The organism is Pantoea sp. SS70, from assembly GCF_029866845.1.
GTDB lineage: Bacteria > Pseudomonadota > Gammaproteobacteria > Enterobacterales > Enterobacteriaceae > Pantoea > Pantoea leporis.
Window position 1 is genome coordinate 359,062 of record NZ_CP117200.1, and the last position, 24,698, is coordinate 383,759.

Here is a 24,698-nt window from a genome sequence, read left to right on the forward strand (position 1 = left end):
CGCACCGTACGGCCTGAGATCGCCATTTATGGCGATCTGGTCATTGAGATTTAAAAATCGGCTTTCAACACTACGCGGTAATTGGCTTTGCCCGCGCGTACGTGATCCAGCGCTTCATTGATTTTAGACATCGGGAACTCTTCCACCTGCGGTGCGATATCCGCACGCGACGCCAGTTTCATCAGTGAACGCAGCTGGCCTGGCGAACCGGTAGAGGAACCGGTCACCGCGCGATCGCCCATAATCAGGCTGAACGCTGGCACTTCGAACGGCTTCATCACTGCGCCGACGGTGTGGAATTTACCGTGCGGGGCCAGCGCCTGGAAGTACGGCGCCCAGTCGAGATCCACCGCTACCGTGCTGATGATCAAATCAAACTGACCGGCCAGCGCATTCAGCGCCTGCGGGTCGCGGCTGTTCACCACGCGGTCCGCACCCATCGCTTTAATTGACTCGGTTTTGCTGGCGTTGGAGCTGAATGCCGTCACTTCCGCACCCATTGCACGCAGCAATTTAATCGCCATGTGGCCCAGGCCGCCGATGCCGATCACGCCGACGCGGCTGGTAGCGGTGACATGATGCATCAACAGCGGTTTGAACACGGTGATGCCGCCACATAGCAGCGGACCCGCCGAGGTGTAATCCATCGCTTCTGGCAGCGGGATCACCCATTGCCAGTCGGCGCGCAGATGGCTGGCAAAACCGCCTTTGTTCATGATGGTTGGCACCGAACCGTTCTCACAGTTAACGTGCTCGCCATTGATACAGGCATTACAGTGCTGGCAGCTTTTCGCCGTCCAGCCGATGCCCACGCGCTGGCCCACTTTCAAGCCTTTATTCTGCGCCGCATCCCCTAACGCGCTGATGCGACCAATCACTTCGTGGCCGGCAATCACCGGGAACGAGGAGATGCCCCACTCGTTATCAATCATCGACAAATCTGAGTGACAAACACCGCAGTAATCGACCTCAACCTGCACCTCTTCAGCAGCCAGTTCACCGGCTTCATACTCATGAGGCACCAGCGCTTCACCCGCGTTCAAGGCGGCATAACTTTTGATTTTCATTACTGTCCTCTGTATCCACGTTTTTGACAGGGCAAGTCTAGCAGAGCGTGTTTCCCGCTCTTGACCATTAATCCGTCACTTAGCCGCTTTAACGCGATTAAAACGCTGAAAAGCATCAAGGGTTAAAGCGGATCGTGATTAAGCGGCGTGCGGTACGCGACGCGCGCCTCTTCAATCAGTTGGCTGGCGGTCACCGTGGGCGGCAAGCGCGTCAGCACTTTGCTCGCTTGCCAGTAACACAACACCATAAGTTCATCGGATTCGCTTTCCGCCATCTCCAGCAGCCGCTCGCGCAAAGTGGGAACGTCCAGCGTTTGGTGTTCATCCATTAACTCGGCAATGGTTTCATTAAGAACCTGATGAATGATTTTCCAGGAGAGATTGGCAAACACATTGAACCTCGATGCTCTTAACGTTTGGCTCCAGGCAAATGAATCAAAAATGCTACAAGTAAGAAGATTGAAACAGGATTAACTATAGCCGCTTATTTTCTGTGCAAGACGGTTGCAGGCTGAGTTTCTTGTAGCTCGCGGATCTATAAAACGATTTTCCTTTCGCCACATTTGCAGCGATCGAATGGCTTTGTAACAAAAAAGCACAAGCCCATGCTGGCTGTTCGCGCCGCGCTTTGCCAAAGTAAGACAACTTTATCGCTGCAACAGGGAATGACCATGAGCCAATCCACCGCATTACACGCCGATCCGCTGGTTTGGGGCCACGGCCCGAAAGTGTTTGAGGTATTTCTGGAACCCACCTGCCCGTTCTCCGTGCGCGCATTCAACAAGCTGGACGCGTTGCTGCAACGGGTGGGCGAAGAGAAGATGACATTAAAAATTCGTTTGCAATCACAGCCGTGGCATATGTATTCCGGCGTGATTGTGCGCTACATCCTTGCCGCCTCAACCTTGCCGGAGGGCAAAGCAGCCGCCAAAAAGGTGCTGCAAGCGGTGGCGGATCATCGTGAAGAGTTCGAGTTTACCGATCATAGCCACGGCCCGAATATGGATGCCACGCCGAATCAGATTCTCGATCGTCTGGAGCAATACAGCGGCGTTAACGCGCGCGAACCTTTTCTGCGTGCCGAGCTGCAGAATGAGATCAAATGGCACAGCAAATACTCGCGGCAAAACGGTATCCACGTTTCACCAACCTTCATCACCAACGGTTTGGTGCAGCTGGATATCGGCAGCGGCGACGAGATTGAATCCTGGGCTGAACGCATCCTCGCTTAACGCCTTTGGCCCGTTGCGGCGGGCCTTTAGTATGATTTCGCAATAGATTTTCGCTAGCACTACTTGCCTCAACGCCGACAATCGCTATCTGTCTAATTATGCTGTCACAGGCACGCGGTCGGGCACGGTTGCTTGTCGAACTGCTGCTGTTAACTCGCCGATGCCGCTAGTCTGTTTTGCACTGTCGCGCCGTAACTAACCAGGTCGCCATCAATGACGACCTGGTGCGTATTACTGAATGACTTTCAACGCATCCACCGCGCAGGCTTCATCCAGATGGCCGCCCGGTGCGCCGCCGATGCCGATTGCGCCAATCACCTGATCGCCGCTTTTCACCGGCACACCGCCCGCCAGCAGCAGGAAACCTGGAATATCACGCATGTTCTGCGCACCAGCATTATTCTGTGCGGCTTCCATCACTTTACCGCTTGGGTTTTTGGTGCTCAGCGCGGTGTAGGCTTTCATCTGGCTGGCTTCAACGGTGTGCGGACCGGCGTTATCCATGCGCTGCACCGCTTTCACCAAACCAGCACGATCCACCACGGTCACCGTGACGTTGTAGTTTTTCGCCGCACACGATTGAACCGCGGCGCTCGCCAGCTTCTGTGCGTCAGTCAGGGACAGGTTGGATTCGGTTAATGCAGCGTGGCTGCCGAAGGATACCAGGGCCGCCGCAGCGGCAATCAGAGAAAGGCGGATGTTCATGTGTCACTCCTGTTTAATAGTGAGTGACACTGTAAAGCGCGGCGGGCAAAAGAAATATGCGGGCGATTACCCGTTCGGCCTGGTAGTTATACCTGGTTCAGCTGCTGCCAGGCGTGAATCAACTGCGCGAGATTATTGAGTTCCAGCTTGGCAAACACCGCCGCGCGATGCGCTTCCACGGTGCGCGGTGATAGCGATAAATCACGCGCGATCTCTTTGCTGGTTTGCCCGGCAATCATCAACTGCATCACTTCACTTTCACGCGCCGATAACAGCGCAAACCGCGCCTGCAAACCCTGCTGCGACTGCCAGCGATCGGCACGCTGCTCACTTTCGCTGAATGCCAGATGAATGGTCTCCAATAGCGGTTCTATCTCCAGCGGCTTGGTGTAAAACTCAAAAGCGCCCTGACGAAATGCGCGGCGACAGGCATCAATTGTGCCGTGACCGGTCATGATGATCACCGGAAGCAGCGGATGGCGATCGCCCTGCTCCGCCAGCCAGCTCAGGCCACTGATGCCCGGCATGCGCACATCCAACAGCAAACAGCCGCGCAGCGGTTGCTGCGCCTGCGTAGCCGCTTCAAATGTGGCCAAATCGGCGAAATCGGCCACGTCGTAATCCAGCGTCTTAAGCAGAAAACCGAGCGATTCTCGCACGGATAAATCATCATCCACTAACCAAACCTTTGCGACCATTCCGTTACTCCGCCAGTTGGAAAATTAAGGTAATCTCCGCGCCGCCTGCAGCGCGATTTGCCAGCCGCAGCTGGCCGTTCATGCGTAACATCAAACTCTCGACCAGCGTCATGCCTAATCCCATGCTGTTAGCGCGCGAGCTGTAAAACGGCATGCAAGCCTGCGCTAATCCTTCCGCCGAGAAGCCGGGACCATTATCGCTAATGATGATTTTGATGCCGTGAGGAATAGGTTCAGATGCCATGTTCACCCATGCATCGGGACGTCCTTGCTGCATGTGAATGGCGTTCTGCAACAGGTTATGGAACACCTGTTCCAGCCATTGGGGATCGCTCAATACTTTTGCCTGACCGTGCTGCCACTGCTGACGCAGCGTGACATCGCCGTCATCCAGTTCCTGTTGCAGCAGCACCGTCACGCGCCGCCAGATGGCTTCCGGATTCACGGCGGTCATCGCCACCGGACGTTCGCTCACGATGTCGCGAAAGCGTTGCAGCAACGCCGCGAGGCGCTCGGTTTGCAGGTTCATCGCGTTGAGCGCCTGCGGCAGATTCTCGTACTTGCCCTGTTTCAGCAGCAGCTCACTGCTGTGCAGCCAGGTGTTGATGGCTGTCAGCGGCTGATTAATTTCATGAATGATGCCAGCGGTAAACTCGCCCAATGCTTCACGTCGCGTCCGCTGGAAATAGTCCGCGCGCAGGCGCATCTCCACGTGCTGACGCCAGTGACGCAGCAGCCACCAGCCTAAACCGCCAATTACCAGCCATGCCAGCAGCGCCAGCATAAATGGCAACGCATGCAGCGCACGCCAGTCGGGATTCGCGCTGCCTTTCAGCAAGAATGGCTGATAGTGATTGATGAACGGCCGCTGCCATTGCCAGCGCGCGGTGTCCGAATAGTTCACCGTTTGCATGGCGGGCGGTGCGTGGATATGAAAAGCCAGCGCCAGCGCCACATCCGAGGTTTGCAGGGCAAAATGCAAATCGATCAGCATGCGAATCTGGCGGTAAGGATTGTAGAGCCAATAGCGACCACCGCTCACTTCTTCAAAACGCGGCGCGGTTAACGGACGATTTACGGTGTGTTCCAACAGGACAAGCTGGGGGAATTTGCTCTGCAAAGAGGCGAGTTCCTCATCGCCATTCAGCAGCGGCAACAGCGTTTCATTCTGCGTTTGATAGGCGGCGAGACGGTTAAACTGCTGGTTAAATCGCGCCTCGCCGACACGCTGCTGCTGCAAAATTTGATCGGTAAATAACGCTATCAAGGTAATCAGCGTTAACAGCAGCCAGACCAGCCAATACCTTTTCATCCATGGTCGGTAAGTGTGCGGCATAGAGTTCCGTGGTTATGCAGTAAAGAAGTACTCCAGTAAAGGAGGCCTGACTAAAGTCAAACGTTTTAACCCGCGCCGTAGAGGGATTCAACGACTTTTCCCGGTCGTCGCGTGTTTTCAGAAGTGTGCCTGGCGCGTGGTTGCTGCTATCCGGACCACCCGTTGCTAGAGCAATGGCTGCAATTGGGAAGAAATTTAGGTAAAACATGAGACGCAGAAGAAATGCACCAGCTCACTCTCGTTGCTGGTGCGAAGGGAAATGAAACTGTTGTTAACTATTGCGCTGTAAGTGACTACTCACAAATGCGCGACAGCGCGCGGAAAGGGGATCGCTGAACACCTGCTGCGGCGAACCGGCTTCCTCAATCTTGCCCTGATGCAGGAACACCGCTTTGTTCGAGACATCGCGTGCAAAGCCCATTTCGTGTGTGACGATGATCATGGTGCGCCCCTCTTCCGCCAGGCTACGAATCACGCGCAACACTTCGCCTACCAGCTCAGGATCAAGCGCAGAGGTCGGCTCATCAAACAGAATGGCTTTCGGCTGCTGCGCCAGCGCACGGGCAATCGCCACGCGCTGTTGCTGACCACCCGAAAGCTGCGATGGCCACGCGTTACGTTTCTCGTACAATCCCACTTTTTGCAGCAGCGCTTCGGCCTCTTCAATCGCCTCTTTACTGCTGCGCTTCTGCACATGAATTGGCGCTTCGATGATGTTCTGCAGCACGGTTTTGTGTGGCCACAGGTTGAAACCCTGGAAGACAAAACCGAGCTGCATACGCATCAGCTTGATACGGCGCTGCTGCTCGCGGCTCAGCTTCTCATCGGGATTATCGATAGTGACCACTTCGTCACCCACCGCGATTTCCCCGCCCTGCGGCACTTCCAAAAACGGAATGCAGCGCAATAAGGTACTTTTGCCCGATCCGCTGGCACCAATCAGCGAAATCACGTCGCCATCCTGGGCCGTCAGGCTGATATCGTGCAGCACTTCGTGCCCGCTATAACTTTTTCTGAGATGACTCAGGGCGATAGTGGGTTTACTCATGGACGTGCTCCAACGTGATAAGGGGACAAACGGCGCTCCAGCAGCGCCACCGCTTTACTCACCAGCACGGTCAGTAGCAGATAGATAATCGCCGCGCTGATAAACACCTCCAGCGCGCGGAAGGTCTCAGAGACGATTGAATCAGCGATGCCGGTCATTTCCATCAAACTGATGGTGCTGACCAGCGAGGTCGATTTGATCATCGAGATAATTTCATTGCTGTAAGCCGGTAATGCCTGACGCACCGCCAGCGGCAGCGTAATGCGGCGCAGCGTGGTGAAGCGCGACATACCGCTCACTTTGGCGGCTTCCAGCGACTGCACGCTCACTGCGTTTAGCCCGCCGCGTAGAATCTCCGAGGTGTAAGCCGCATCGTTAAGAATTAATGCAATCAAACCGCACCAATAAGGATCGCGCAGCAGCGGCCACAGCACGCTTTCGCGCACCGCTGGCAAGCTGCCGAGGCCGTAATAGATCATGAAGATCTGAATCAGCAGCGGCGTGCCGCGAAACACCCAGACATAAAAGCGCGTAACGTAGCTACCAAAGCGGTTCTGCCGCAGCAGATTGAGCAGCAGCGCCAATACGCCGCCGCCCAACAGTGACAGCAGCGCCAGATTCAGCGTCAGCGGCAGGCCGCGCAGCAGTGCAGCTGAGGTGTGCTGCAGGAAAGTGACATCCATCGTGGCTCCTTACAACCGCGCGCGTTGTTGCCCGCGCATGGCCACTTTTTCCACATAGCGGAAAACAAAATCGGAACAGGTGGTGATCATCAAATAGATCACCGCACCAACGCTGTAGAAGAAGAACGGCATTTGCGTCGAGTTGGAGGCAGTGGAGATCTGGTTCATGGTTTCCACCAAACCAGTGACCGAAACCAGCGCCGACTCCTTGATCACCGATTGCCACTGATTGCCCATGCCCGGCAGCGCGGTTTTCAGCGCCTGTGGCACGATCATGCGGCGGAACAGCATCAAACGGCCCATGCCCGTAACCGTTGCGGCTTCCAGCGTACCTTTCGGGATCGCGTAAAATGCACCGCGGAACACGCTACTTTGATATGCGCCGGAGATCAGGCCAATGGCAATCGCGCCGGCGACAAAGCCGTTCACGTCGAACGGACCTTGCAAGCCGAGACTTTCCCCGACAAACGACACCACCTGACGTCCACCAAAATAGAACAGGTAGATCACCAGCAGCTCCGGCACACCACGAAACAGCGTGATGTAGCCGTTGGCGAGCCGCTGCTGCCAGCGCCCGCCACCAATCTGCATCCAGCACAGCAGGCTGCCAAGGATTGCGCCCAACAGCCATGCACATAAAGAAACGGTGACGGTCACCGTGGCGGCGTTAAGCAACACGCCGCCCCAACCTTCGTCACCAAAACCTAAGATTTGCCAATCAATAGCCATAAGCGCCTGGAATTACTCTTTAGGTGCGACGTTTTCGCCGAACCATTTTTCAGACAGCTGCTTCAGCGTGCCATCTTTGATCATGGAATTTAACGCCGAATCCAGCGCCGCTTTCAGCTCCGGATTGTTTTTCTGAATCGCGATAGCGGAACCCTGGCCCAACACGCCGCCCGAGAAACCGTAACCAGTGCTGTTCACCGTATCCGCATGCTTTTTCACATAGGCATTCAGGTTAGTGCGTGATGCCATTACCGCGTCAACGCGGCCATTCAGCAGATCGGCGAAGGTTTCCGGGCCAGCCTGATACGTGCGAATGGTTGCTACATCCGCCAGATATTTGTTGAGGAAGTCCGCCTGAATGGTAGCAACCTGCACCGCAATGGTTTTGCCTTTGAATTTGGCTTTCAGCGCATCAATAGATTTGGTCATCGCGGCTTCGTCATCCGCCAGCACCACTTCGCCATTGCCTGGCAAGGTATCAACCGCGCTGCCCTTCAGGGTGACGAAACCTGAAACACTGACGGTGTACTGGCGGGAGAAATCTACCACTTCTTCACGCTTCGGCGTGACGGTCACGGCATCGATTACCGCGTCATATTTGCCGTCGACTAAACCCGGAATCATACCGGACCATTTCTGTGCCACGATTTCGTATTTGAAACCGGCTCGTTTAGCGATTTCAGCCACCATATCCGGCTCATAACCGACGATTTTGCCATTCGGCGTAGATTGGTTAAATGGCGGATAAGCGGCTTCGGTGGCGAATTTCAGCGTGCCAAAATCTTTTGCCTGCACCAGAGCGGAAGAGGCAAGCAGCAGCATGCCCACAGAAGCGGTAAACAGTCCTTTACGCATCATCATAAAACCTCGAAGTTCGTTATTTTGAGAGTAAATCAATGGCTAAACGGGCTAATGCCTGCGTGCCGGCATGGATACTGCGCTCGTCGGGTTGGTAATCCGAATTGTGCAGATGGTCGTCGCGTCCCGGTGCACCGGATCCAATGTGGATCTGGCAACCTGGCGCGCGCTCGGTAAACAGCGAGAAATCTTCGGCACCAAAGCTGGCGCTCGGTTTGGCGATGATCGCTTTACCAAACTGGTGCGACAAAATCGGTTCCAGCACATCAATCAACGCATCGTCGTTCATCAACGGCGGTACACCGCGCTGATAATTGACCTCAACGCGCACATTCAGCGACAGCGCGACGCCCGCGCAGATACGTTTGAACGCCTCTTCAATGTGCGCACGCGCCGCCGGTGATTTGGCGCGCACTGTGCCCTGAATCAGGCAGCTATCGGAAATAATATTGTGAGTGGTGCCGCCATGAATATGGCCGATGGTCAGCACCGCTGAATTGGCGGGATCGAGTTCGCGCGAAATAATGGTTTGCAGCTGGCTCACCAGATTGACTGCAGCAATGATCGGATCGGTTCCCATGTGCGGACGGGCCGCGTGCGTTGATTTACCGTGCACTACCACATCAAACTCATCGCTGGAAGCGGTGCTGGCGCCGCGCGTTAAGCCGATTTCACCAGCGGCCAGTTCCGGTTTGTTATGCAGCGTGATGGCCAGATCGACGCCATCTGCCGCGCCATCAGCGATCATCGCTTCGGCCCCGCTATCGGGCGTCTCTTCTGCTGGCTGGAAAATCAAACGTAACGTGCCATGCAGCTGCGCGCGATAGTGCGGCACTAACGCCGCCACGCCGAGCATCGTCGCGGTGTGAATATCGTGACCGCAGGCGTGCATTTTGCCGGGATATTGGCTGCTGAAAGGTAAGCCGGTTTGTTCGTGGATTGGCAACGCATCCATATCCGCGCGTAACAGCACGGTTTTACCGGGATGCGCGCCGACAATATCAACCATCACGCCACTTCTGCCAACGCCGGTTTGCGGCGTCAGACCCAGGCGCAGCAGTTCCTGCTCAACGATGTGTGCAGTGCGGACGGTGTCGAAACCCAGCTCCGGATGCGCGTGTATATCACGGCGGATGGCGATGAGATGCGCCTGCATGCTTTCACTTTTGGCGCTGATGTCCCTGGCTAAAACATCTTTATAATCGGTCATATGCAAAGATCTTTTTCAGGCGTAAACCTGGCCTTTATGGCATTTTTATTAAAATTGACTCCGTATTTATTCACACCCCCCGGCAGAATGCAACGCGCAATCCGTTGCTTTACTTGCTGAATTTTCGCGATATTTTGCTAATTCACTGCCTTGACAGGATAAAACCCCATGTCTGCATCATTAAGCAGTTATAACATTCATGATCCTGCGTGGATCATCAGTTTTACTGATTTCGTTATTGAACAAATATCAGCCGCTAACCTGCGCTAAAAGCCAATCGCGCACCGCCATCACCGGCGCCTGCTGGCGCGGACGACGCGGCCACACCAGATACCAACCGGCATCCAGGGTCATTTGCTGCGTAAACGCGGGCACCAACCGTCCGCTGGCGAGATCGTTCTGCACGAAATGCGGGCTGGTGAGCGCAATGCCCTGCCCGCTGATCGCCGCTTCCAGCGCCAGCGCGGTTTGATTGAAACGCAGGTGATGCTGATGATGCAGCGATAAATTCGGGAAGGTAAACGCGAGAAATGCTGGCCACAGATGGTGACCATCGTGCAACAAGGCGTAGCGCTGACAGTTGTCGCTTGCTGCCGGATCGCCAAGCTCAGCTAACAGCATAGGACTCACCACCGCTAATACCGTTTGGCTAAACAGCAAAGTGGCATCAAGACCTGCGCCAAACGGTGGCCTGCCATAACGCACCGCTAAATCGACGCCTTCATGATGAAACTGCACCAGCCGCTCAGAAGCCATCACGCGCAGATCGATATCCGGCCATGCGGTGGTAAAGCCCGGTAAACGCGGCAGCATCCAGCGGCTGGCAAAGGTAGGTGTAACGCTCAGCGTTAAGCGATTCGGTTCTGGCCGCAGCGTGCGCGTGGCTTCATCGATCAATTCAAATGCCTGACGAATGCTGACCGCATAGCCCGCACCCGCGCCGGTCAGCGCCAGCGTGCGCGGCAATCGATCAAACAATTTCAGTCCAAGGCTGGCTTCCAGAGCACGAATTTGCTGCGCCACCGCGCCCTGTGTGACGCCTAACTCTTCCGCCGCCAGGCGAAAGTTAAGATGGCGCGTCACCGCTTCAAACACTTTCAACGCATTGAGCGGCGGTAGTTCGCTGAATCCCTGACTCATCCTGTAGTTTTCCTATCGTCAATTGGCAAACAGACTGACTCTCTGCTGCCAAAATTACCTTTTATACTGGTTTTAATCGATTTTTAATTAACAGGATGATCAATGATGACAGTAGAAAAAGTTGCAATAATCGTCGCCGGTGGCAGCGGAATGGGAGCAGCAGCAGCTGAGAAACTGGCAAGCGATGGCTATAAAGTGGCAATCCTCTCCTCCTCCGGCAAAGGTGAAGCGCTGGCGGAGCGTCTGGGCGGTTTGGGCGTGACCGGTTCTAATCAGTCGGTAGCGGATCTGCAGAAGCTGGTGGATCAAACGCTGGCGCGCTGGGGCCGAATAGATGTGCTGGTGAACAGCGCCGGTCATGGTCCGCGCGCGCCGATTTTGGCGTTAACCGACGAGCAGTGGCAGCTTGGCATGGAAACCTATTTTTTAAATGTGGTACGCGCCACGCGTCTGGTCACGCCAATTATGCAGAAACAAGGCGGCGGCAGCATTATCAACATCTCCTCCGCGTGGACGTTTGAGCCAACCGATATGTTCCCGACCTCAGCGGTGTTCCGCGCCGGCCTGGCATCCTTCACCAAAATCTTTGCTGATGCCTACGCGGCCGATAACATCCGCATCAACAATGTGCTGCCCGGCTGGATCGACAGCTTGCCGAAAACCGATGAACGTCGGGATAGCGTGCCATTACAGCGTTACGGTACGTCTGAAGAAGTGGCGGCGACCATCGCCTTCCTGGCTTCGCCTGGCGCAGCCTATATTACCGCTCAGAATATTCGTGTTGATGGTGGCGTGACGCGCAACGTTTAGCGAGTAAATGCGTAGTGTTCAGCCGCTCAGGGATCAGCGCCCTGTGCGGCTTTTATTTTATTTATGGTTTACATTCCAGACCAAAAACAAGACCGGTCTCGTCGATTTCATTACCAGATAAAAGACAGAATAGTCTGATTCGCTGACAGGGATTTCTTACTTCAGCCAACAAACTTTCTTCTTAAATTCTGATTTGAGGTCGCTATGCAATCGATTTTACGTTCACGTTTCTCTTCTTTTCTGACAGTCGAACGCCGTGTAGTTTGGCAAATGATGTTTACCGGCTGCGCGGTATTCTGGATTTTGATGGTCGTCGCCATCATGAGCATTCGCTAAGCTAATGCGCCTGTAATCGGCCGGACAGCTGCTCCGGCGGTAACAACTCAAACGCCCGCTTCATCTCCCGCGCCTCTTCTGCCGGACTACGACCAAACAGCCTTTTGAACTCACGATTAAACTGCGAATCACTTTCATAGCCGACGCGCGCTGCGGCACCTGCGGCGGTAAGATTGTCGCGGATCATCATCAGACGCGCCTGATGCAATCGCAGCGATTTTAGATATTGAATCGGCGAGGTTTGCGTCACCGTTTTGAAATGCAGATGGAAGCGCGGCACGCTCATCCCGGCTTCATTCGCCAGATGCGGTACATCCAGCGGCTGACGCCAGTCGGCATGGATGCGCTGCAGAGCCCGCGCGATACGACCAAAATGGCCTTGATAAGTTAACGCTGAACGCACCGCGCCACCCTGCTCGCCCATTAATACGCGAAAACAGATCTCTTCGACCCGCGCGGGCCCCAACACTTTGGCTTCAAGCGGATCGCTCAACGCTTCCAGTAAACGCAGTGTGCTCTCCGCCAGGATTTTATTGATTGGTGTGGAGATGATGCCCGCCGGCGCAGCGGTTACCGCCGATTCACTGCTGGCCAGCTGCGCCACCAGCCGCGCCACCATGGCAACATCCAGACGAATCGCGATGCCCAGCAGCGGCTCTTCTGATGTGGCTTCCGTCTCGGCAGAAAACGGCAGCGGCACTGACAACACCAGATAGTGCTGCGCATCATAGCGATACATCTTGTCGGCGAGGAAAGCTCGCTTCGATCCCTGGCAAATAATAATGATGCTCGGCTCATACAGTACCGGCGTACGCGCCCACTGCCGATCGGCACGCATAAAGCGCACGCTATCAAGCAGTGATTCGGTATAGCCTTCCTGACGCGCCAGCTGGCTGAGTAAAGCGCAGGTGCGCTGTTGCACGGATTGCGACATAAATAATTTCCACTGAGATATTCAGGCAAAGCATAGCCATCAAGCTGCTGTTTGCACAATGCACGCGAGAGGATCAGGCAAAGATGCGCCACAATCCGGTCTGTTGCGCATTGCGTGATTTATCAACAATAGCCTCGTCAATTCAACGAGGAATGCATCATGAACACAGCGAAGAAAGTGATTATTTTGACAGGTGCCAGCAGCGGCATAGGCGAAGGTATTGCACGTCATCTGGCGCAGCAAGGTCATCAACTGGTGCTTGGCGCGCGCCGCACCGATCGTCTGCAAGCGTTAAGTGAAGCGCTGCGCTTTGGCGGCGCGAACGTGGATTATCTCGCTACCGACGTCACCCAACGCGCTGATATCCAGCAGCTGGCCGATTTTGCGCGGGAAAAATATGGCCGTATTGATGTGATGATCAACAATGCCGGCGTCATGCCGCTGTCACCCATGAGTTCAATGAAAGTCGATGAATGGGACTTGATGCTCGACGTCAATGTTCGCGGCGTGCTGTATGGCATTGCGGCGGTGCTGCCGACCATGCAGGCGCAGCAGTTTGGTCACATTATTAATATCGCCTCGGTTGGCGCGCTAACCGTTTCGCCGACCGCCGCCGTTTACTGCGCCACTAAATTCGCCGTACGCGCGATTTCCGATGGCCTGCGTCAGGAGTCGCAACATCTGCGGGTTACGGTGATCAATCCCGGCGTAGTCGAATCTGAACTGGCGGATAGCATCACCGATAGCACCGCGCGTGAAGCGATGAAAAGCTATCGCCAGATCGCGCTCCAGCCAGCAGCGATTGCCAACGCGGTGAGTTGGGCCATCGATCAACCTGGCGAAGTGGATACCAGTGAAATCACCGTGCGCCCTACTGCCAGCGCACATTAAGCAGTAACAACCGTGGCGATTTCAGGCTGAAATCGCCAGCTTTCACTCCTCGCGCTTGAGCCGTGCAGCGGCACTTTCTGTCGCCGCACGTCGGCGAGCAATAAAATCCTGCATCTGGCTTTTTGCCTCGGCCAAACGTTGCGGCGAGGCGCTGCGCGGTGAACCTGAATGGAATGGCGGCGCCGGATCGTACTCCATCTGCAGCTGGATATTTTCTGCGATTTCACGTCCAAGCAGCTCTTCCGCTACGGTTAACGCAAAATCAATGCCCGAGGTGACGCCCGCGCCAGTGATGCGGTTGCGATCGCGCACCACGCGTTCGGCTACCGGCGTGGCACCGAGCAAGCTCAGCTGATCAAGCGAACCCCAATGCGACGTCGCGCGATATCCCTGCAACAATCCCGCAGCACCTAACACCAGCGAACCGGTACACACTGAAGTTATCCACTTGGCGTTCTCCGCCATACGACGGACAAAATCCAGCGTTTCGTCATCGTCCATCAGCGCAATTTGTCCGGGACCGCCGGGAATGCAGATCAAGTCGAGTTGCGGGCAATCGGTAAAGGTCACGGTGGGTACGATCGCCAGACCGCGATCCGACATCACCGGCTGGCGATCTTTCCAAATCAGATAATTGTTAGCGTTGGGCATGCGGGCAAACACTTCCCACGGACCGGTGAGATCGAGTTGCGTGAGGTTGGGGAACAGCAGCAGACCAATATTAAAGGACATCTTTCGCTCCAGATCGCAGGAAGTGGTAAAAAATGCAGGCATTCAGCGGTTAAAGCCAACCGGCCTTTTTCAGCCGCCACCACATCACGCAGCAGATAACAACAGTAATGCCCACCACGGCGGGATAGCCAAAGTGCGTGTGCAACTCCGGCATATCGGGGAAGTTCATGCCGTACATACTGAAAATGATGGTGGGCACAATCAGGATCGCCCCCCAACCGGCGAGCTTTTTGTTTACTTCGCTTTGCTGCACCGACACCAGCGCCAGATTCACCTGCATCGCGCTGGTGAGCATTTCGCGCATGTCTTCCGCATCAATCATCACGTGATGCGCGTGGTCCTGTACGTCACGCAGATAGGCGCGCAGATTTTTCGGGATGATATCTTCGTGGAAGCGCACCAGCTGCTGGCAGATTTCCGTCACCGGCAGCGCCGCATTGCGTAGCGCCAGCAGTTCACGGCGCAGATGATAAACGTTTTGCAGCGCGTCGCTGTCAAAACGCGTGGTGAACATGCCCTGTTCCAGCCCGCCAATGCGATCGTTAAGTGATTCGGTGATTTTGCTGTAGTTATCGACGATGAAATCGAGGATGCAATAGAGCGCATAACCCGGACCTTCACACAGTAATGCGTGGTTCTTTTCGGCTTTGGTGCGGATGTCGGCATAACCTTCCGATGATCCGTGACGCACGGTGATCAGGAAGTTTTTGCCAAGAAAGAAGTGGGTTTCGCCGAAGGTGATGCGCTGCAAATCGTCCATGTGCGCGGTTTTTACCACAATAAATACCGAATCACCGTACTGCTCAATCTTTGGTCGCTGATGCGCTACCAGCGCATCTTCTATTGCCAGTTCGTGCAGGCTGAACTCCTGCTGCAGCGTCTGCATAAAGGCCGGTTCGGGTTGGTACAAACCCATCCAGACGAAGGATTTCTCTTCTTTTAATACTTCACTAATATCAGCGATGTCGACATGCTCTTCACGCTTACCGTGGCGATACGCCACGCAGTTAATGACCATATGCGCGTCGTCCTTGTTGTTTTCACTCTTTTTCATTTTAGCCTTAAAGCTCGCGTACCATTTCTACGCAGGGAAGATCGGCTTGCGCCAGCGCCGAGGGATAAAGCGTCTCACGCACCACACGAAAACCGTGGCGCAGATAAAAGCCGCTCGCGTTGGGCGTGGCGGCGAGCGTCAGTTTATCAAAACCCCGCTGATGCGCTTCGTCGATGATTGCCTGCATGATGGCGCTGGCATAACCTTTGCCGTTGCAGGCGGGCAGCGTGAAGATCGCTTCAACGCTGCCGTTGTGCAAGTCGAGAAATCCGGTCGCGGCCACGCCATATTCAGCATCCTCAACCACATAAAACGGATGGCTTCTGACCGCCTCGAAATAGCCGGACGGTAACGCATCGGGTGTCCATGCGCTGATAACATCAGCGGGATAAACGCCCCGGCAACCGTGGCGAATGGCAAGGTTGCGGATGCGCCACAACGTGGCCGTTTCATCACAGCGGGCTAAACGCGGTTTCATACGTTTTCCTCTATGCTAGTAATCCGTGGAGTATCACAGTAACAAAACTCATCAGGAAGATAACGCCGGTTCCGGCTACAAAAGGTTACGACAATGCAACTCACTTCATCACGTTTGTTTCTTCGTCCGGTTGAACCCACCGATGTTCAGCGCCTGTTTGCCATCTATGGCGATCCCGCTACCAATATGTTCAATCCGGCGGCTCCGTTTCCCGATTTAGCCTTTGCAGAAGAAGTGTTAAATCGCTGGCTGGCACACTGGCAATCCTTTCCCTTTGGTAACTGGGCAATTTGCCTGCGGGAACAGCCGGATGAGGTTATCGGATTTGGTGGTTTATCGGTGCGCGAGTTTGCTGGCAAGCCGGTAAACAATCTTGGCTATCGTCTGGCGAAAGAGGCGTGGGGAAAAGGTTTCGCCACCGAGTTTGCACGAAGGGTTATCGCTTATGGCTTCGATGAATGCCAGCTTCCTGTTATTGATGCGGCGGTGCGTCAGGATCATATTGCATCACAGCAGGTACTGGAAAAGGCGGGACTGCGCTGTTACGGCCAGGTTCACGATGTCCCGGGCGCGCCCGCCAGTTTGGTATATGAATTACGCGCGCAAACCTGGCGCGATCAGGGCACGCCGAAATAACGTAGCAACGCGGTCATTAGCGCGGCACCGATAATCACCAGTATTAACGGTGTGCGCCGCCAGGCCAAAAACACCGCAAACAGCACGCCGGCGATGCGCGCCACGCCGGCGAAATGCGTGCCTTCAAACAGCGCGGTGGTAACGGCCACCGCCAGCAGCAAAACGGTGGCAGCATCGGATAGCATATTGCGTGCGCGATCCGACATCTGCATGCGGCTGCCCAAGCGATAACCGGCGAAACGAATCGCATAAGTGCCTACCGCCAGCAGCGCGATGCCGCCAATGATCAGATTATTTTGCATTTTTACGCTCCCGCCAGCTCAGTAATCCCAGCAGTGAAAACAGCACCGGCATGCCCGCTGGCACAAACGGTGTCGCCAGCACAGACAGCGCGGTGCCGAGCGTAGCGGGGATCAGCGTACGACGCTGACGCAGCGCCGGGAATATCAGTGCAATCAGGATCGCTGGGAACACCGCATCCAGACCAATGGCCGAGACGTCGGGAATAAAGCGCCCGATCACCGCACCGCCAATGACCGACAGCGGCCAGATGGTGAAAATACCTAAACCGCAAATCCAGTACGCGGCACGACGTTGCGCCAGTTTTGGCTGGGAAATACCAAACACTACGCTTTCATCATTCATGATGTGGCATCCCAACAAACTGCGGCTGCCTTTACCAACCAGATCTTTCACCGCAATGCCAAACGGCAGATGACGCGCGTTGACCAGCAAACCCGCCGCCGCCGCCGTTAACGGACTGCCGCCGCCAGCCACGATGCCGATAAACAGGAATTCCGACGCGCCCGCCAGCACCAGCGTTGATAGTGCAATCGGCACCCACAGCGGAAACCCTTCCGCTGCCGCCAGCGAACCGTAAGAGAGCCCGACAATGCCGTCGGCAAGACAAACCAGGAAAATGGCTTTTATTACTCCGCGATCAAGCGGTACTGCACCCAGACGCATCACAATTTGAACTCATATCGAACAGGAAAGCCGTTATAATGAACGCGCAAGAATCGTTTTACAAGACGAACAAATCGTTCGATATAAAGAACAGGAGAGGGTTTGACCACGCCAATTGATATTATTGCTGTCGGATTACTGCGCGAACGTCAGCGCGCGGGGCTTTCACTGACAGAGGTGGCGCGTCGTGCCGGCATCGCCAAATCTACGCTGTCGCAGCTCGAAGCGGGCAATGGCAATCCCAGCCTTGAAACGTTATGGGCGCTGTGTGTGGCGCTAAACATTCCTTTCGCGCGTTTGATGGAGCCGGAAGTGAAGCGATTGCAGGTGATTCGCCGTGGCGAAGGCATGATCGTCTCAGCGGAGATGGCGGATTATCAGGCGGCATTGCTGGCAAGCTGCCCGCCCGGCGGACGCCGCGATCTTTATCTGGTTACTAGCCAACCGGGCGCGCCGCGCGATTCAAAACCGCATCCGCCGGGCTCGGTGGAGCATGTGATTATCGCGCGTGGCCGGGCGCTGGTTGGGCCGCGCGATGCGCCGGTCGAACTGCATCCCGGTGACTACATTTGCTATCCCGCAGACGAACCGCATGTTTTCGAAGCCTTAGAGGCGGATACCATGGCGGTGCAGCTGTCGGAGCAGAATTGAGCGAAGGTTGATCAGGTCGCCATAAATGGCGCCACTACGGAATTGCAGAGTGACCATCAGAATTTCCTATTGTTAAACCCGATGATTCACGTGCGGCGCGGTGGCATGCTGTGGTTTTCGCCGCTAATAATCAGGAACATATGGACATTATTCCCGCCCGACCTCATCACGCCGCTGCCATTCAGAAAATCTACGCCTGGCATGTGCTGCACGGCACCGCGACCTTTGAAACTGAACCACCTTCGGCGAGCGAAATGCAGAATCGCGTGCAGGATGTGCAGCAGCGCGGCGGTTTTTGGCTGGTGGCGCAGGAGGATGATCAGGTGCTGGGTTACTGCTATCTGGCGCCGTATCGCCCGCGTTATGCCTATCGCTTCACGCTGGAGGATTCGATTTACCTCGATCAGCAGCAAACCGGCAGAGGCATTGGTCGCGCACTGTTGCAAAAAGCCATTGCGCTGGCAGAAGCGGCGGGATTTCGCCAAATCATCGCGATTGTTGGCGATAGCGCGAATGCCGGATCGCTGGGATTACACCGGGCGCTCGGTTTTGAGCACACCGGTGTAATGAAATCGGTGGGATTCAAACATGGCCGCTGGTTAGATACCGTAGTGATGCAGCGTTCACTCGGTCACGGCGACAGCAAGCCGCCAGAACGTTAAGCGACTGCCTCCATCGCGATCATACGATGCGTGGCCTTTTCCAGCAGATCGCGATCGTGGCTCACCAGCAACACCGCGCACTGCTGCTCGCGCGCCAGCGAGGTGATGAGCTGGATGGTTTGCTGCTGCACCAGCGGATCCAGACGCGATGTAGGTTCATCGGCAAACAGAAATACCGGATCCAGCAGCATCACGCGTAACAGCGAGAAGCGCTGCAACTCGCCGCCCGACAGTGAATCGGGACGACGCGTCAGCAGTTCCGGCGTCAGCGCCAATTGCTCCATCAGCGCATCCCGCCGCGTGGAGGCGATGCGATGACGGCGCAACACATCGTCCAGGCTTTGCGCCAGCGTGCGGGGCGGCGGAAACAGGGCTGACGGATCCTGATAAATCTTCTGGTATTTCAGCGCATCGACCGCCGCATGGCGCGTCACCTTGCCTTGCTGCGGCGTTAGCAGCCCGAGCAGCACATCGCCAAAGCTACTTTTACCGCTGCCGCTGGCACCGTGTAATCCAACGATTTCCCCGGCGTGCAGCCTGAAGTTTTGCGGCACGCCGAGCGATTTACCGCCGCGCTGCAAGCGGATGCCCTCAGCGCTCACTACCGGTTTACTGCCCATAACGGTTTGTTGCCGTGCAGGCCAGGCGGTGGGATCGGCGGCGAGTAATTCACGCGTATAGCGCTGCTGGGGCGCATGTAACACCTGTTCCGCCCTGCCCTGCTCAATCACCTTGCCTTTGTGCATCACGATCACCTCACCGCTCAACTGGCGGGCCAGCGCGATGTCGTGGGTGATGGTGAGCAGTGTGCCGCCGTCGGCCACTTCCCGGCGCAGTAAGGCCGCTACCTCGTCACGACGCGCCACATCCAGCCCTTTGGTGGGTTCATCGGCAATCAGTATCTCCGCGCCACCTGCTCGTGCGGCGGCAAAGGCGGCGCGCTGCGCCATCCCGCCGGAGAGTTGCCACGAAAAACGCGGCGCCGCGTCCTGTAAACCAAGCTGCTGTAAATCGCGCTGGGCCGACAGTGCGCTGGTGGATTTCGCCTGTCCGCGTACATAACGATAGCCTTCCGCAACCTGCTGCAGCACTGACATGGTGGGATCCAGCGACAGCCACGGCTCCTGCGGCAGCGACGCTAATGTGCGGCCCCATAATTCACGCAACAATCCGGCATCCTGCGGCAGGGTAAAACGCTGTTCGTTGATGATTAGCGTACCGCTGGCCTGTAAATCGTCAGGCAAAATGCCCATGACCGCTTGTGCCAGCAGGCTTTTACCTGAACCGGTTTCACCCAGCAAGGTCAGCGGTTGTCCGGGCTGCAAGGTGAAATCAACCGGTTCCACCAGCGTGGCGTTGGCGGTTGTGACGCTGATGCCGATAACCTGTAATCCTTTCATTTACGCTCCTCTTTCATTAACAGATTCAGGCTGATCAACAGTAGAAACAGCGCGATTACCGGCTGCATTAACAGCCACGGCGCTTCCCAGGCAAACGGCAGCAGTTCGGTCATCATTAAACCCAGTTCTGGCGTCGGCGGACGTACGCCGACGCTGATAAAGCCAAGCGCAGAGACCGCCATGATGGCGCTGCTGAACGAGAACAGAGTCAACGTGGTTAATACCGGCGCTAACGCTGGCCACAGGTGTCGGCGGAAACGGTAGAACGCCGAAAAACCGAGCAACTTTGAGGCCTGCATGCCGGGTGCCTGCACAATCGGGCGCAGGGTTGCGCGCGTGACGCGGAAGAACTCCACCCACAGCACCAGCGAAATCCCCAGCCACAACATGCCGGGAGAATCCGGCGCAATCGCCGCTAACAGCAGCACCAGCAGCAATCCCGGCAGCGCCAGACACATATCGCCGAGCATGCTGAGCAGACGATCCAGCCAGCCGCCATACAGTGCGCTGAATACGCCAGCCAGCACGCCCGCAAGCAGTGCGCTCATCACACAGAGCGCCGCGAGACCCAGCGAAAGGCGCAACGCGGCACTGAGGCGCGGCAGCATGTCGCGACCAAGATGATCAAACCCGAGAAGATTGGCGCCGCTCGGCGCGTGCAGCATTTGCAGCAGATCCTGTTCCAGCGGGTCGCCGTGATGAATCAGAGGCAGCAGGAAGGCGAAACCAAGCAGCAAGCACAACAGCAGCAGGCCGATAAGACGCGAAAATGAAATTGTCATGCGCGTGCTCCTCTGGGATCAAGCAGATGACAACCCGCATCCACCAGCATATTCAGCAGCACGAACAGCAGTCCGAGCGTCATGGCGCTGGCCTGAATCACCGGCACATCGCGGGCGAAGATGGCATGCACCAGCGCGTGACCAATGCCAGGCCAGGCAAACAGCGTTTCGACCACCACTACGCCTTCCACCAGCCAGACAAACTGCATGCCGAACCAGGTCAATACCGGCGATGCGAGGTTGCGCAATCCATGACGACGCAATAACGTTGCGGGCGCTAATCCTTTCTGCGCGCCCCAGCGGTAATAGCCCGAGCTGACAACCTGATACGTGGCTTCACGCACCACGCGCACGCCCACCGCGGTTAACGACAATGCCAGCGTCAACGATGGCAATAGAAAATGACGCAGCTCGCCATGCCCGGCGCTGGGCAGCCAATCGAGCTGCAGCGCCAGCAGGACAATCAGCAGCATGCCCAGCGCAAAATGCGGTACCGATTTCAGCAGTGCGCTCAGCCAGAATAATGCGCGGTCGAGCTTGCCATTGGCATGGCATCCCGCCCATATACCCAGCGGCAAGGTGAACAGTATCGTCAGGAAAAGCGATGAACCTGCCAGCGCCAGCGTTTGACTCAGCTGCCAGCGCAGTTCATCCATCACCGGTTCGCCGGAGACCAGCGAACGACCAAAGTTGAACTGCAGCAGATCGAATAGCCAGTGCAGCAACGCGCTGCCCTGCTGCAGCGAGCCACTCAGTTCTTGCTGCACCCGCGCCACCGCGTTGGCATCCACACGATCGTAGCCATAACGACCGCTGGCAATGCGCCATGCCATATCGCCGGGCAAGGACTGCACCAAAAACCAGGTGAGTAATCCCACCGCCAACACCACAAAAGCTGCCTGCGCTACGCGCCAGCCAAGTAGTTTGAACATCATTGATCCCACTCCATCTGACGCAGACCAAAGTGGCGTTCAAACGGATCGAGCGTGACGTTTTTCAGCTTGCTGTTAATCGCGGCCGATTGCTGATACCAGGCAATCGGGATCACTGGCAAATCCTGCTGTAACGAGGCAGTGATCAGGTTACGCGCCTGCGCACGTTCTGCCGTGTCAGTGGATTGCGTTAAGGTGTGCAATGCCGCGCTAAAACCGGCCGGATGCCAGTTCATCGCGCCCCAGTCGCCGCCCTTTTCCGCATAATCCTGCAGTAACGTGCCGGTGGGATCAGGCGTGAGTGCAAAGTTGCGGGAAAACAGCGCCAGTTGTAGACGATTGCTGTGATGCTGCGCCGGAATTTCGCTGGCGTTGGTGGAGTTGATCTTCACTTCAATGCCGACTTTGCGCAGCTGCTGCTGGATAACCATCGCCATCAGCGGCAGTTCGGGACGATCGGGGAAGGTCAGCAGCGTCACACTAAAGCGCTGGCCGTTACGTGCTAACACGCCATCTGCACCCATTTTCCAACCCGCCGCCTGCAGTTGCTGTGCCGCCTGCTGCGGATTGAATTGCAACGGTTGCAGTGCGTTGTTGTGCCATTCACCCATATTCGGCGGGAATAACTGAGTGGCCGAGCCCGGATAACGCAATACCGCCATCGCCAGCGCGTTACGGTCTATCGCCATGCTGATCGCTGCACGCACCGGCTGTTCGGCTAACAGCGGATCGCCCGCATTGAGTTTCAGCATCAGCGTGCGCGGCACCGGAATGGCCGGCAGTTGTAGCGCTGGCTTGCGCGCTAAACGCTGACGGCTGGCAGCATCCAGGTTGAATACGTAATCCGCGTCGCCGCTTTCCGCCAGCAAGGCGCGTGTTTCGGCGCGCCCGGAAGAGAGATAGCTGGCAGCCGCAATCGCTGGCTTTTTGCCCCAGTAATCTTCAAAACGTTTTACTGCCAGCGATTGCGGTGGCTGGAATGACGTCAGCATAAACGGGCCGCTGCCGATGATGCGGGTGATGTTGCCCTGCGCATCCCAGCTAGCCAACGCCAGAATCTGGGAACGGCTCTCTGCTAAAACCGAAAGCAGCGGCGTAAATGGTTCGCTCAAGGTGATGGTGACGCGTTGCCCTTCCCCGCTGATAGCGGTGATCGGCGTTTTATCCAGCAGACCCGCTTTGCTGCGCGCGGTGTTGAGTGATTTCACCACCGCGGCCGCATCCAATGGCGATCCATCATGGAAGCGTACGTTGGGACGCAAATTCAATTGCCATTGCAAACCATCTGCCGATACCTGCCAGCTTTGCGCCAGCGCCGGAATGGGCTCGGCGCGTTCGTTCACTTCCACCAGCGTTTCCACCACATCCATTCGCAACAAAATGTCGCCGGAGAGTGCGGGATCGGCGCCTTTGATTTCAAACGGTGCCGCAATGCGCACCGTTTTATCCTGATGTTCAGCCGCCATTGAGGCGTAAGAAGCCAGGCCTAACGCCGAAGCGATAAGCAATTTTTTCATTGATTTCATTAAGATTTCCGACTGAAGCCGCTACATATTATGTGAGTTAATTACGTTATAACATAACAATACACATTTCAACACAGATTGCTGGCAAAGACAGGTGATTGACGCTGCGCGCAGTGCTTTTGCTGCGCTATGCTGAAAACGAACGTTTACTTTATGGAGCAGCAGAGATGCCAGAAATCGTTGTGTATGCGGCAGAAGGTCGCACGATTGAGCAGAAAAAGAAGTTGTTGAGAGCCGTCACCGCGGCGGTGGCAGATTCGTTTGAGATCGATGCTAATTCAGTGACAGTTTCCATTATCGAAACGCCAAAACATCATAAGTCGAAAGGTGGCGTGCCGTTTGATGAGCGTTGAGTCGGGTGTATGCCTAAAAGCCCCAATGGGGCTTTTATTATTCAGAGGATAAAGACGGCTGGCCCTTTATCTTCAATCGTGTTGAGAATGCGTAATGCCGCTTTGTTTGGCTTGCTTTCGTTGCGCTCCCACTTGGATACGCTTTCCACAGACATTCCGGTGGTTAACGCCAGCGCTGCTTGCGACATATTCCAGCGCAGTCGCACTGCTTTAATTTCTATACCACTCATCGTACGTACTGGAGGAATGTTACGCGCTTCTATAGCAGCGTTAATTTCGGCAACTGTTTCATCTTTCACTGCTCCAAGCTGATTATAACGTTGCGCCATGCTCTGGATTTTTTTTAAACGATCAGTCATTACAGTTTACCTCAATCAACTCTTTAACTTTAACTAACGCCTCGATTAGCTCGTCGGGCATAGCAATGAAATCTCGCGCGATGCTGCAATAGGCATCAATTTCATCGTCTTCTAACTCTTTGCCTTTCTTCTTCGAAAGCTGACTTTTTAAATACATATCAAAAAAGTAAAGATTTTTCCCATCATTGAAAAATACTATGCAGCGCGCCCCATCAGAAGCACCGATGCCAGGTAAACCGACTCGCTTCTTATAAGTAAATCGACCCAGGCAATCGCCGTGAAGCCCGGCAAAAATGGACATCGCTGCCTTACACAAAATTTTGTCGTTGATGCGTGCTTTTAAACGTTCTTCCTGAAATTCTGGCGTGAGATAAATTCCCATGGTCGCTTCCTTGCCACTCTTTAATCCGTAAGCATTACTATAGTCATGCTTACGGGTAAGATCAATTTTCATGCGCTTGCTGGCGTATCCCAATCGCCTGAAAGTCAG

31 protein-coding genes are annotated in these 24,698 nt (G+C 55.6%); 8 read left to right on the top strand and 23 right to left on the bottom strand.

All coding sequences use genetic code 11. The features are described from left to right. Window positions 1-50: 50 nt before the first annotated feature. Window positions 51-1,067, bottom strand: a complete 1,017-nt coding sequence (locus PO881_RS21275) for an NAD(P)-dependent alcohol dehydrogenase (protein ID WP_008108001.1) — start codon at window positions 1,065-1,067, stop codon at window positions 51-53. A 122-nt stretch (window positions 1,068-1,189) separates the two neighbouring features. Next, window positions 1,190-1,459, bottom strand: coding sequence for a hypothetical protein (locus PO881_RS21280; RefSeq protein ID WP_101761136.1), 270 nt, complete (start codon window positions 1,457-1,459; stop codon window positions 1,190-1,192). A 279-nt stretch (window positions 1,460-1,738) separates the two neighbouring features. Between PO881_RS21280 and PO881_RS21285 the strand changes: the two genes are divergently transcribed. Continuing rightward, a complete protein-coding gene (locus tag PO881_RS21285; protein ID WP_217547695.1) occupies window positions 1,739-2,299 on the top strand; it encodes a thioredoxin in 561 nt (186 codons plus the stop codon). A 231-nt stretch (window positions 2,300-2,530) separates the two neighbouring features. On the opposite strand, the gene PO881_RS21290 is transcribed toward PO881_RS21285, so the two are convergent. From PO881_RS21290 to PO881_RS21330, 9 genes are all read right to left on the bottom strand, one after another. Next, window positions 2,531-3,004: a heme-binding protein gene (locus PO881_RS21290; protein ID WP_280173286.1), complete on the bottom strand. Its 474-nt coding sequence runs from the start codon at window positions 3,002-3,004 to the stop codon at window positions 2,531-2,533. 86 nt (window positions 3,005-3,090) lie between these two features. After that, window positions 3,091-3,702: a LuxR C-terminal-related transcriptional regulator gene (locus PO881_RS21295; protein ID WP_210080085.1), complete on the bottom strand. Its 612-nt coding sequence runs from the start codon at window positions 3,700-3,702 to the stop codon at window positions 3,091-3,093. Between the two features lie 4 nt (window positions 3,703-3,706). Further along, the gene (locus PO881_RS21300; protein WP_280173287.1) at window positions 3,707-5,014 is read right to left on the bottom strand and encodes an ATP-binding protein; all 1,308 of its coding nucleotides are present in this window, start codon (window positions 5,012-5,014) and stop codon (window positions 3,707-3,709) included. 295 nt (window positions 5,015-5,309) lie between these two features. Then, the gene (locus tag PO881_RS21305) at window positions 5,310-6,086 is read right to left on the bottom strand and encodes an ATP-binding cassette domain-containing protein (RefSeq protein ID WP_064741357.1); all 777 of its coding nucleotides are present in this window, start codon (window positions 6,084-6,086) and stop codon (window positions 5,310-5,312) included. Then, window positions 6,083-6,769 carry an ABC transporter permease subunit gene (locus tag PO881_RS21310; protein WP_280173288.1) on the bottom strand — a complete coding sequence of 229 codons (687 nt, stop codon included), beginning with the start codon at window positions 6,767-6,769 and terminating at the stop codon, window positions 6,083-6,085. Before PO881_RS21310 ends, PO881_RS21305 begins: the two co-directional genes overlap by 4 nt. Window positions 6,770-6,778: 9 nt before the next feature. Further along, window positions 6,779-7,498 (bottom strand): ABC transporter permease subunit, encoded by a 720-nt coding sequence (locus PO881_RS21315; RefSeq protein WP_280173289.1) that lies wholly within the window; start codon window positions 7,496-7,498, stop codon window positions 6,779-6,781. A gap of 12 nt (window positions 7,499-7,510) precedes the next feature. After that, entirely contained in the window at window positions 7,511-8,359 is an 849-nt protein-coding gene (locus PO881_RS21320) for a transporter substrate-binding domain-containing protein (RefSeq protein ID WP_176970607.1), read from the bottom strand. 16 nt (window positions 8,360-8,375) lie between these two features. Further along, complete coding sequence (locus PO881_RS21325) at window positions 8,376-9,566, bottom strand: M20 family metallopeptidase (RefSeq protein ID WP_280173290.1); 1,191 nt, start codon at window positions 9,564-9,566, stop codon at window positions 8,376-8,378. Between the two features lie 249 nt (window positions 9,567-9,815). Then, a complete protein-coding gene (locus PO881_RS21330) occupies window positions 9,816-10,706 on the bottom strand; it encodes a LysR substrate-binding domain-containing protein (protein ID WP_280173291.1) in 891 nt (296 codons plus the stop codon). Window positions 10,707-10,811: 105 nt separating this feature from the next. Between PO881_RS21330 and PO881_RS21335 the strand changes: the two genes are divergently transcribed. Both PO881_RS21335 and PO881_RS21340 read left to right on the top strand, forming a co-directional pair. Continuing rightward, window positions 10,812-11,516, top strand: coding sequence for an SDR family oxidoreductase (locus tag PO881_RS21335; protein ID WP_110867237.1), 705 nt, complete (start codon window positions 10,812-10,814; stop codon window positions 11,514-11,516). Between the two features lie 204 nt (window positions 11,517-11,720). Further along, window positions 11,721-11,852 (top strand): hypothetical protein, encoded by a 132-nt coding sequence (locus PO881_RS21340; RefSeq protein ID WP_255421535.1) that lies wholly within the window; start codon window positions 11,721-11,723, stop codon window positions 11,850-11,852. Between the two features lies 1 nt (window position 11,853). On the opposite strand, the gene PO881_RS21345 is transcribed toward PO881_RS21340, so the two are convergent. Next, window positions 11,854-12,786, bottom strand: a complete 933-nt coding sequence (locus tag PO881_RS21345; RefSeq protein WP_280173292.1) for an AraC family transcriptional regulator — start codon at window positions 12,784-12,786, stop codon at window positions 11,854-11,856. 159 nt (window positions 12,787-12,945) lie between these two features. On the opposite strand from PO881_RS21345, the gene PO881_RS21350 reads away from it, so the two are divergent. Continuing rightward, complete coding sequence (locus PO881_RS21350) at window positions 12,946-13,677, top strand: SDR family oxidoreductase (RefSeq protein WP_210080090.1); 732 nt, start codon at window positions 12,946-12,948, stop codon at window positions 13,675-13,677. 42 nt (window positions 13,678-13,719) lie between these two features. Here the strand turns inward: PO881_RS21350 and PO881_RS21355 are convergent, their stop codons facing one another. Genes PO881_RS21355 through PO881_RS21365 form a run of 3 tightly spaced genes read right to left on the bottom strand, consistent with a single transcriptional unit; the run spans window position 13,720 to window position 15,941 of the window. Beyond that, window positions 13,720-14,409: a DJ-1/PfpI family protein gene (locus tag PO881_RS21355; RefSeq protein WP_217547720.1), complete on the bottom strand. Its 690-nt coding sequence runs from the start codon at window positions 14,407-14,409 to the stop codon at window positions 13,720-13,722. A gap of 49 nt (window positions 14,410-14,458) precedes the next feature. Next, entirely contained in the window at window positions 14,459-15,427 is a 969-nt protein-coding gene (gene corA, locus PO881_RS21360) for a magnesium/cobalt transporter CorA (protein ID WP_101761767.1), read from the bottom strand. 43 nt (window positions 15,428-15,470) lie between these two features. Further along, a complete protein-coding gene (locus PO881_RS21365) occupies window positions 15,471-15,941 on the bottom strand; it encodes a GNAT family N-acetyltransferase (RefSeq protein WP_210080092.1) in 471 nt (156 codons plus the stop codon). Between the two features lie 93 nt (window positions 15,942-16,034). On the opposite strand from PO881_RS21365, the gene PO881_RS21370 reads away from it, so the two are divergent. After that, on the top strand, window positions 16,035-16,577 hold the full coding sequence (locus PO881_RS21370; RefSeq protein WP_280173293.1) for a GNAT family N-acetyltransferase: 543 nt from the start codon (window positions 16,035-16,037) through the stop codon (window positions 16,575-16,577). On the opposite strand, the gene PO881_RS21375 is transcribed toward PO881_RS21370, so the two are convergent. Next, window positions 16,559-16,879 carry an AzlD domain-containing protein gene (locus tag PO881_RS21375; protein WP_008109204.1) on the bottom strand — a complete coding sequence of 107 codons (321 nt, stop codon included), beginning with the start codon at window positions 16,877-16,879 and terminating at the stop codon, window positions 16,559-16,561. The genes PO881_RS21370 and PO881_RS21375 overlap by 19 nt on opposite strands. Next, window positions 16,869-17,543, bottom strand: coding sequence for an AzlC family ABC transporter permease (locus PO881_RS21380; RefSeq protein ID WP_008109202.1), 675 nt, complete (start codon window positions 17,541-17,543; stop codon window positions 16,869-16,871). Before PO881_RS21380 ends, PO881_RS21375 begins: the two co-directional genes overlap by 11 nt. A 102-nt stretch (window positions 17,544-17,645) precedes the next feature. On the opposite strand from PO881_RS21380, the gene PO881_RS21385 reads away from it, so the two are divergent. Further along, window positions 17,646-18,194, top strand: a complete 549-nt coding sequence (locus PO881_RS21385) for an XRE family transcriptional regulator (RefSeq protein WP_061719009.1) — start codon at window positions 17,646-17,648, stop codon at window positions 18,192-18,194. Window positions 18,195-18,334: 140 nt separating this feature from the next. After that, entirely contained in the window at window positions 18,335-18,856 is a 522-nt protein-coding gene (locus tag PO881_RS21390; RefSeq protein WP_280173294.1) for an N-acetyltransferase family protein, read from the top strand. On the opposite strand, the gene PO881_RS21395 is transcribed toward PO881_RS21390, so the two are convergent. From PO881_RS21395 to PO881_RS21410, 4 genes are read right to left on the bottom strand one after another with little or no spacing between them, the layout of a single operon-like run. Continuing rightward, window positions 18,853-20,256, bottom strand: a complete 1,404-nt coding sequence (locus PO881_RS21395; protein ID WP_280173295.1) for an ATP-binding cassette domain-containing protein — start codon at window positions 20,254-20,256, stop codon at window positions 18,853-18,855. The genes PO881_RS21390 and PO881_RS21395 overlap by 4 nt on opposite strands. After that, complete coding sequence (locus tag PO881_RS21400; RefSeq protein ID WP_101761154.1) at window positions 20,253-21,038, bottom strand: ABC transporter permease; 786 nt, start codon at window positions 21,036-21,038, stop codon at window positions 20,253-20,255. The genes PO881_RS21395 and PO881_RS21400 overlap by 4 nt, the downstream gene beginning before the upstream one ends. Next, complete coding sequence (locus PO881_RS21405) at window positions 21,035-21,970, bottom strand: ABC transporter permease (RefSeq protein WP_277975354.1); 936 nt, start codon at window positions 21,968-21,970, stop codon at window positions 21,035-21,037. The genes PO881_RS21400 and PO881_RS21405 overlap by 4 nt, the downstream gene beginning before the upstream one ends. After that, window positions 21,970-23,496: an ABC transporter substrate-binding protein gene (locus PO881_RS21410; RefSeq protein ID WP_280173296.1), complete on the bottom strand. Its 1,527-nt coding sequence runs from the start codon at window positions 23,494-23,496 to the stop codon at window positions 21,970-21,972. Before PO881_RS21410 ends, PO881_RS21405 begins: the two co-directional genes overlap by 1 nt. A 167-nt stretch (window positions 23,497-23,663) precedes the next feature. Here PO881_RS21410 and PO881_RS21415 point away from each other — a divergent pair, with 167 nt between their 5' ends. Beyond that, window positions 23,664-23,849 (top strand): tautomerase family protein, encoded by a 186-nt coding sequence (locus PO881_RS21415; protein WP_008109189.1) that lies wholly within the window; start codon window positions 23,664-23,666, stop codon window positions 23,847-23,849. 41 nt (window positions 23,850-23,890) lie between these two features. On the opposite strand, the gene PO881_RS21420 is transcribed toward PO881_RS21415, so the two are convergent. Both PO881_RS21420 and PO881_RS21425 read right to left on the bottom strand, forming a co-directional pair. Further along, on the bottom strand, window positions 23,891-24,208 hold the full coding sequence (locus tag PO881_RS21420; protein WP_277975150.1) for a helix-turn-helix domain-containing protein: 318 nt from the start codon (window positions 24,206-24,208) through the stop codon (window positions 23,891-23,893). Further along, entirely contained in the window at window positions 24,201-24,662 is a 462-nt protein-coding gene (locus PO881_RS21425; protein WP_277975151.1) for a type II toxin-antitoxin system RelE/ParE family toxin, read from the bottom strand. Before PO881_RS21425 ends, PO881_RS21420 begins: the two co-directional genes overlap by 8 nt. Window positions 24,663-24,698: the final 36 nt, after the last annotated feature.

Bases quoted from the DNA above. Each gene is read 5' to 3' on its own strand.
- PO881_RS21330 (WP_280173291.1), bottom strand. From the start codon at position 10,706: ATGAGTCAGGGATTCAGCGAACTACCGCCGCTCAATGCGTTGAAAGTG.
- PO881_RS21345 (WP_280173292.1), bottom strand. From the start codon at position 12,786: ATGTCGCAATCCGTGCAACAGCGCACCTGCGCTTTACTCAGCCAGCTG.
- PO881_RS21370 (WP_280173293.1), top strand. From the start codon at position 16,035: ATGCAACTCACTTCATCACGTTTGTTTCTTCGTCCGGTTGAACCCACC.
- PO881_RS21305 (WP_064741357.1), bottom strand. From the start codon at position 6,086: ATGAGTAAACCCACTATCGCCCTGAGTCATCTCAGAAAAAGTTATAGC.
- PO881_RS21335 (WP_110867237.1), top strand. From the start codon at position 10,812: ATGACAGTAGAAAAAGTTGCAATAATCGTCGCCGGTGGCAGCGGAATG.
- PO881_RS21375 (WP_008109204.1), bottom strand. From the start codon at position 16,879: ATGCAAAATAATCTGATCATTGGCGGCATCGCGCTGCTGGCGGTAGGC.
- PO881_RS21325 (WP_280173290.1), bottom strand. From the start codon at position 9,566: ATGACCGATTATAAAGATGTTTTAGCCAGGGACATCAGCGCCAAAAGT.
- PO881_RS21315 (WP_280173289.1), bottom strand. From the start codon at position 7,498: ATGGCTATTGATTGGCAAATCTTAGGTTTTGGTGACGAAGGTTGGGGC.
- PO881_RS21295 (WP_210080085.1), bottom strand. From the start codon at position 3,702: ATGGTCGCAAAGGTTTGGTTAGTGGATGATGATTTATCCGTGCGAGAA.
- PO881_RS21285 (WP_217547695.1), top strand. From the start codon at position 1,739: ATGAGCCAATCCACCGCATTACACGCCGATCCGCTGGTTTGGGGCCAC.
- PO881_RS21320 (WP_176970607.1), bottom strand. From the start codon at position 8,359: ATGATGATGCGTAAAGGACTGTTTACCGCTTCTGTGGGCATGCTGCTG.
- PO881_RS21425 (WP_277975151.1), bottom strand. From the start codon at position 24,662: ATGAAAATTGATCTTACCCGTAAGCATGACTATAGTAATGCTTACGGA.
- PO881_RS21395 (WP_280173295.1), bottom strand. From the start codon at position 20,256: ATGAAAGGATTACAGGTTATCGGCATCAGCGTCACAACCGCCAACGCC.
- corA (WP_101761767.1), bottom strand. From the start codon at position 15,427: ATGGTCATTAACTGCGTGGCGTATCGCCACGGTAAGCGTGAAGAGCAT.
- PO881_RS21310 (WP_280173288.1), bottom strand. From the start codon at position 6,769: ATGGATGTCACTTTCCTGCAGCACACCTCAGCTGCACTGCTGCGCGGC.
- PO881_RS21275 (WP_008108001.1), bottom strand. From the start codon at position 1,067: ATGAAAATCAAAAGTTATGCCGCCTTGAACGCGGGTGAAGCGCTGGTG.
- PO881_RS21415 (WP_008109189.1), top strand. From the start codon at position 23,664: ATGCCAGAAATCGTTGTGTATGCGGCAGAAGGTCGCACGATTGAGCAG.
- PO881_RS21290 (WP_280173286.1), bottom strand. From the start codon at position 3,004: ATGAACATCCGCCTTTCTCTGATTGCCGCTGCGGCGGCCCTGGTATCC.
- PO881_RS21340 (WP_255421535.1), top strand. From the start codon at position 11,721: ATGCAATCGATTTTACGTTCACGTTTCTCTTCTTTTCTGACAGTCGAA.
- PO881_RS21400 (WP_101761154.1), bottom strand. From the start codon at position 21,038: ATGACAATTTCATTTTCGCGTCTTATCGGCCTGCTGCTGTTGTGCTTG.
- PO881_RS21350 (WP_210080090.1), top strand. From the start codon at position 12,946: ATGAACACAGCGAAGAAAGTGATTATTTTGACAGGTGCCAGCAGCGGC.
- PO881_RS21410 (WP_280173296.1), bottom strand. From the start codon at position 23,496: ATGAAATCAATGAAAAAATTGCTTATCGCTTCGGCGTTAGGCCTGGCT.
- PO881_RS21420 (WP_277975150.1), bottom strand. From the start codon at position 24,208: ATGACTGATCGTTTAAAAAAAATCCAGAGCATGGCGCAACGTTATAAT.
- PO881_RS21380 (WP_008109202.1), bottom strand. From the start codon at position 17,543: ATGCGTCTGGGTGCAGTACCGCTTGATCGCGGAGTAATAAAAGCCATT.
- PO881_RS21365 (WP_210080092.1), bottom strand. From the start codon at position 15,941: ATGAAACCGCGTTTAGCCCGCTGTGATGAAACGGCCACGTTGTGGCGC.
- PO881_RS21355 (WP_217547720.1), bottom strand. From the start codon at position 14,409: ATGTCCTTTAATATTGGTCTGCTGCTGTTCCCCAACCTCACGCAACTC.
- PO881_RS21300 (WP_280173287.1), bottom strand. From the start codon at position 5,014: ATGAAAAGGTATTGGCTGGTCTGGCTGCTGTTAACGCTGATTACCTTG.
- PO881_RS21390 (WP_280173294.1), top strand. From the start codon at position 18,335: ATGGACATTATTCCCGCCCGACCTCATCACGCCGCTGCCATTCAGAAA.
- PO881_RS21405 (WP_277975354.1), bottom strand. From the start codon at position 21,970: ATGTTCAAACTACTTGGCTGGCGCGTAGCGCAGGCAGCTTTTGTGGTG.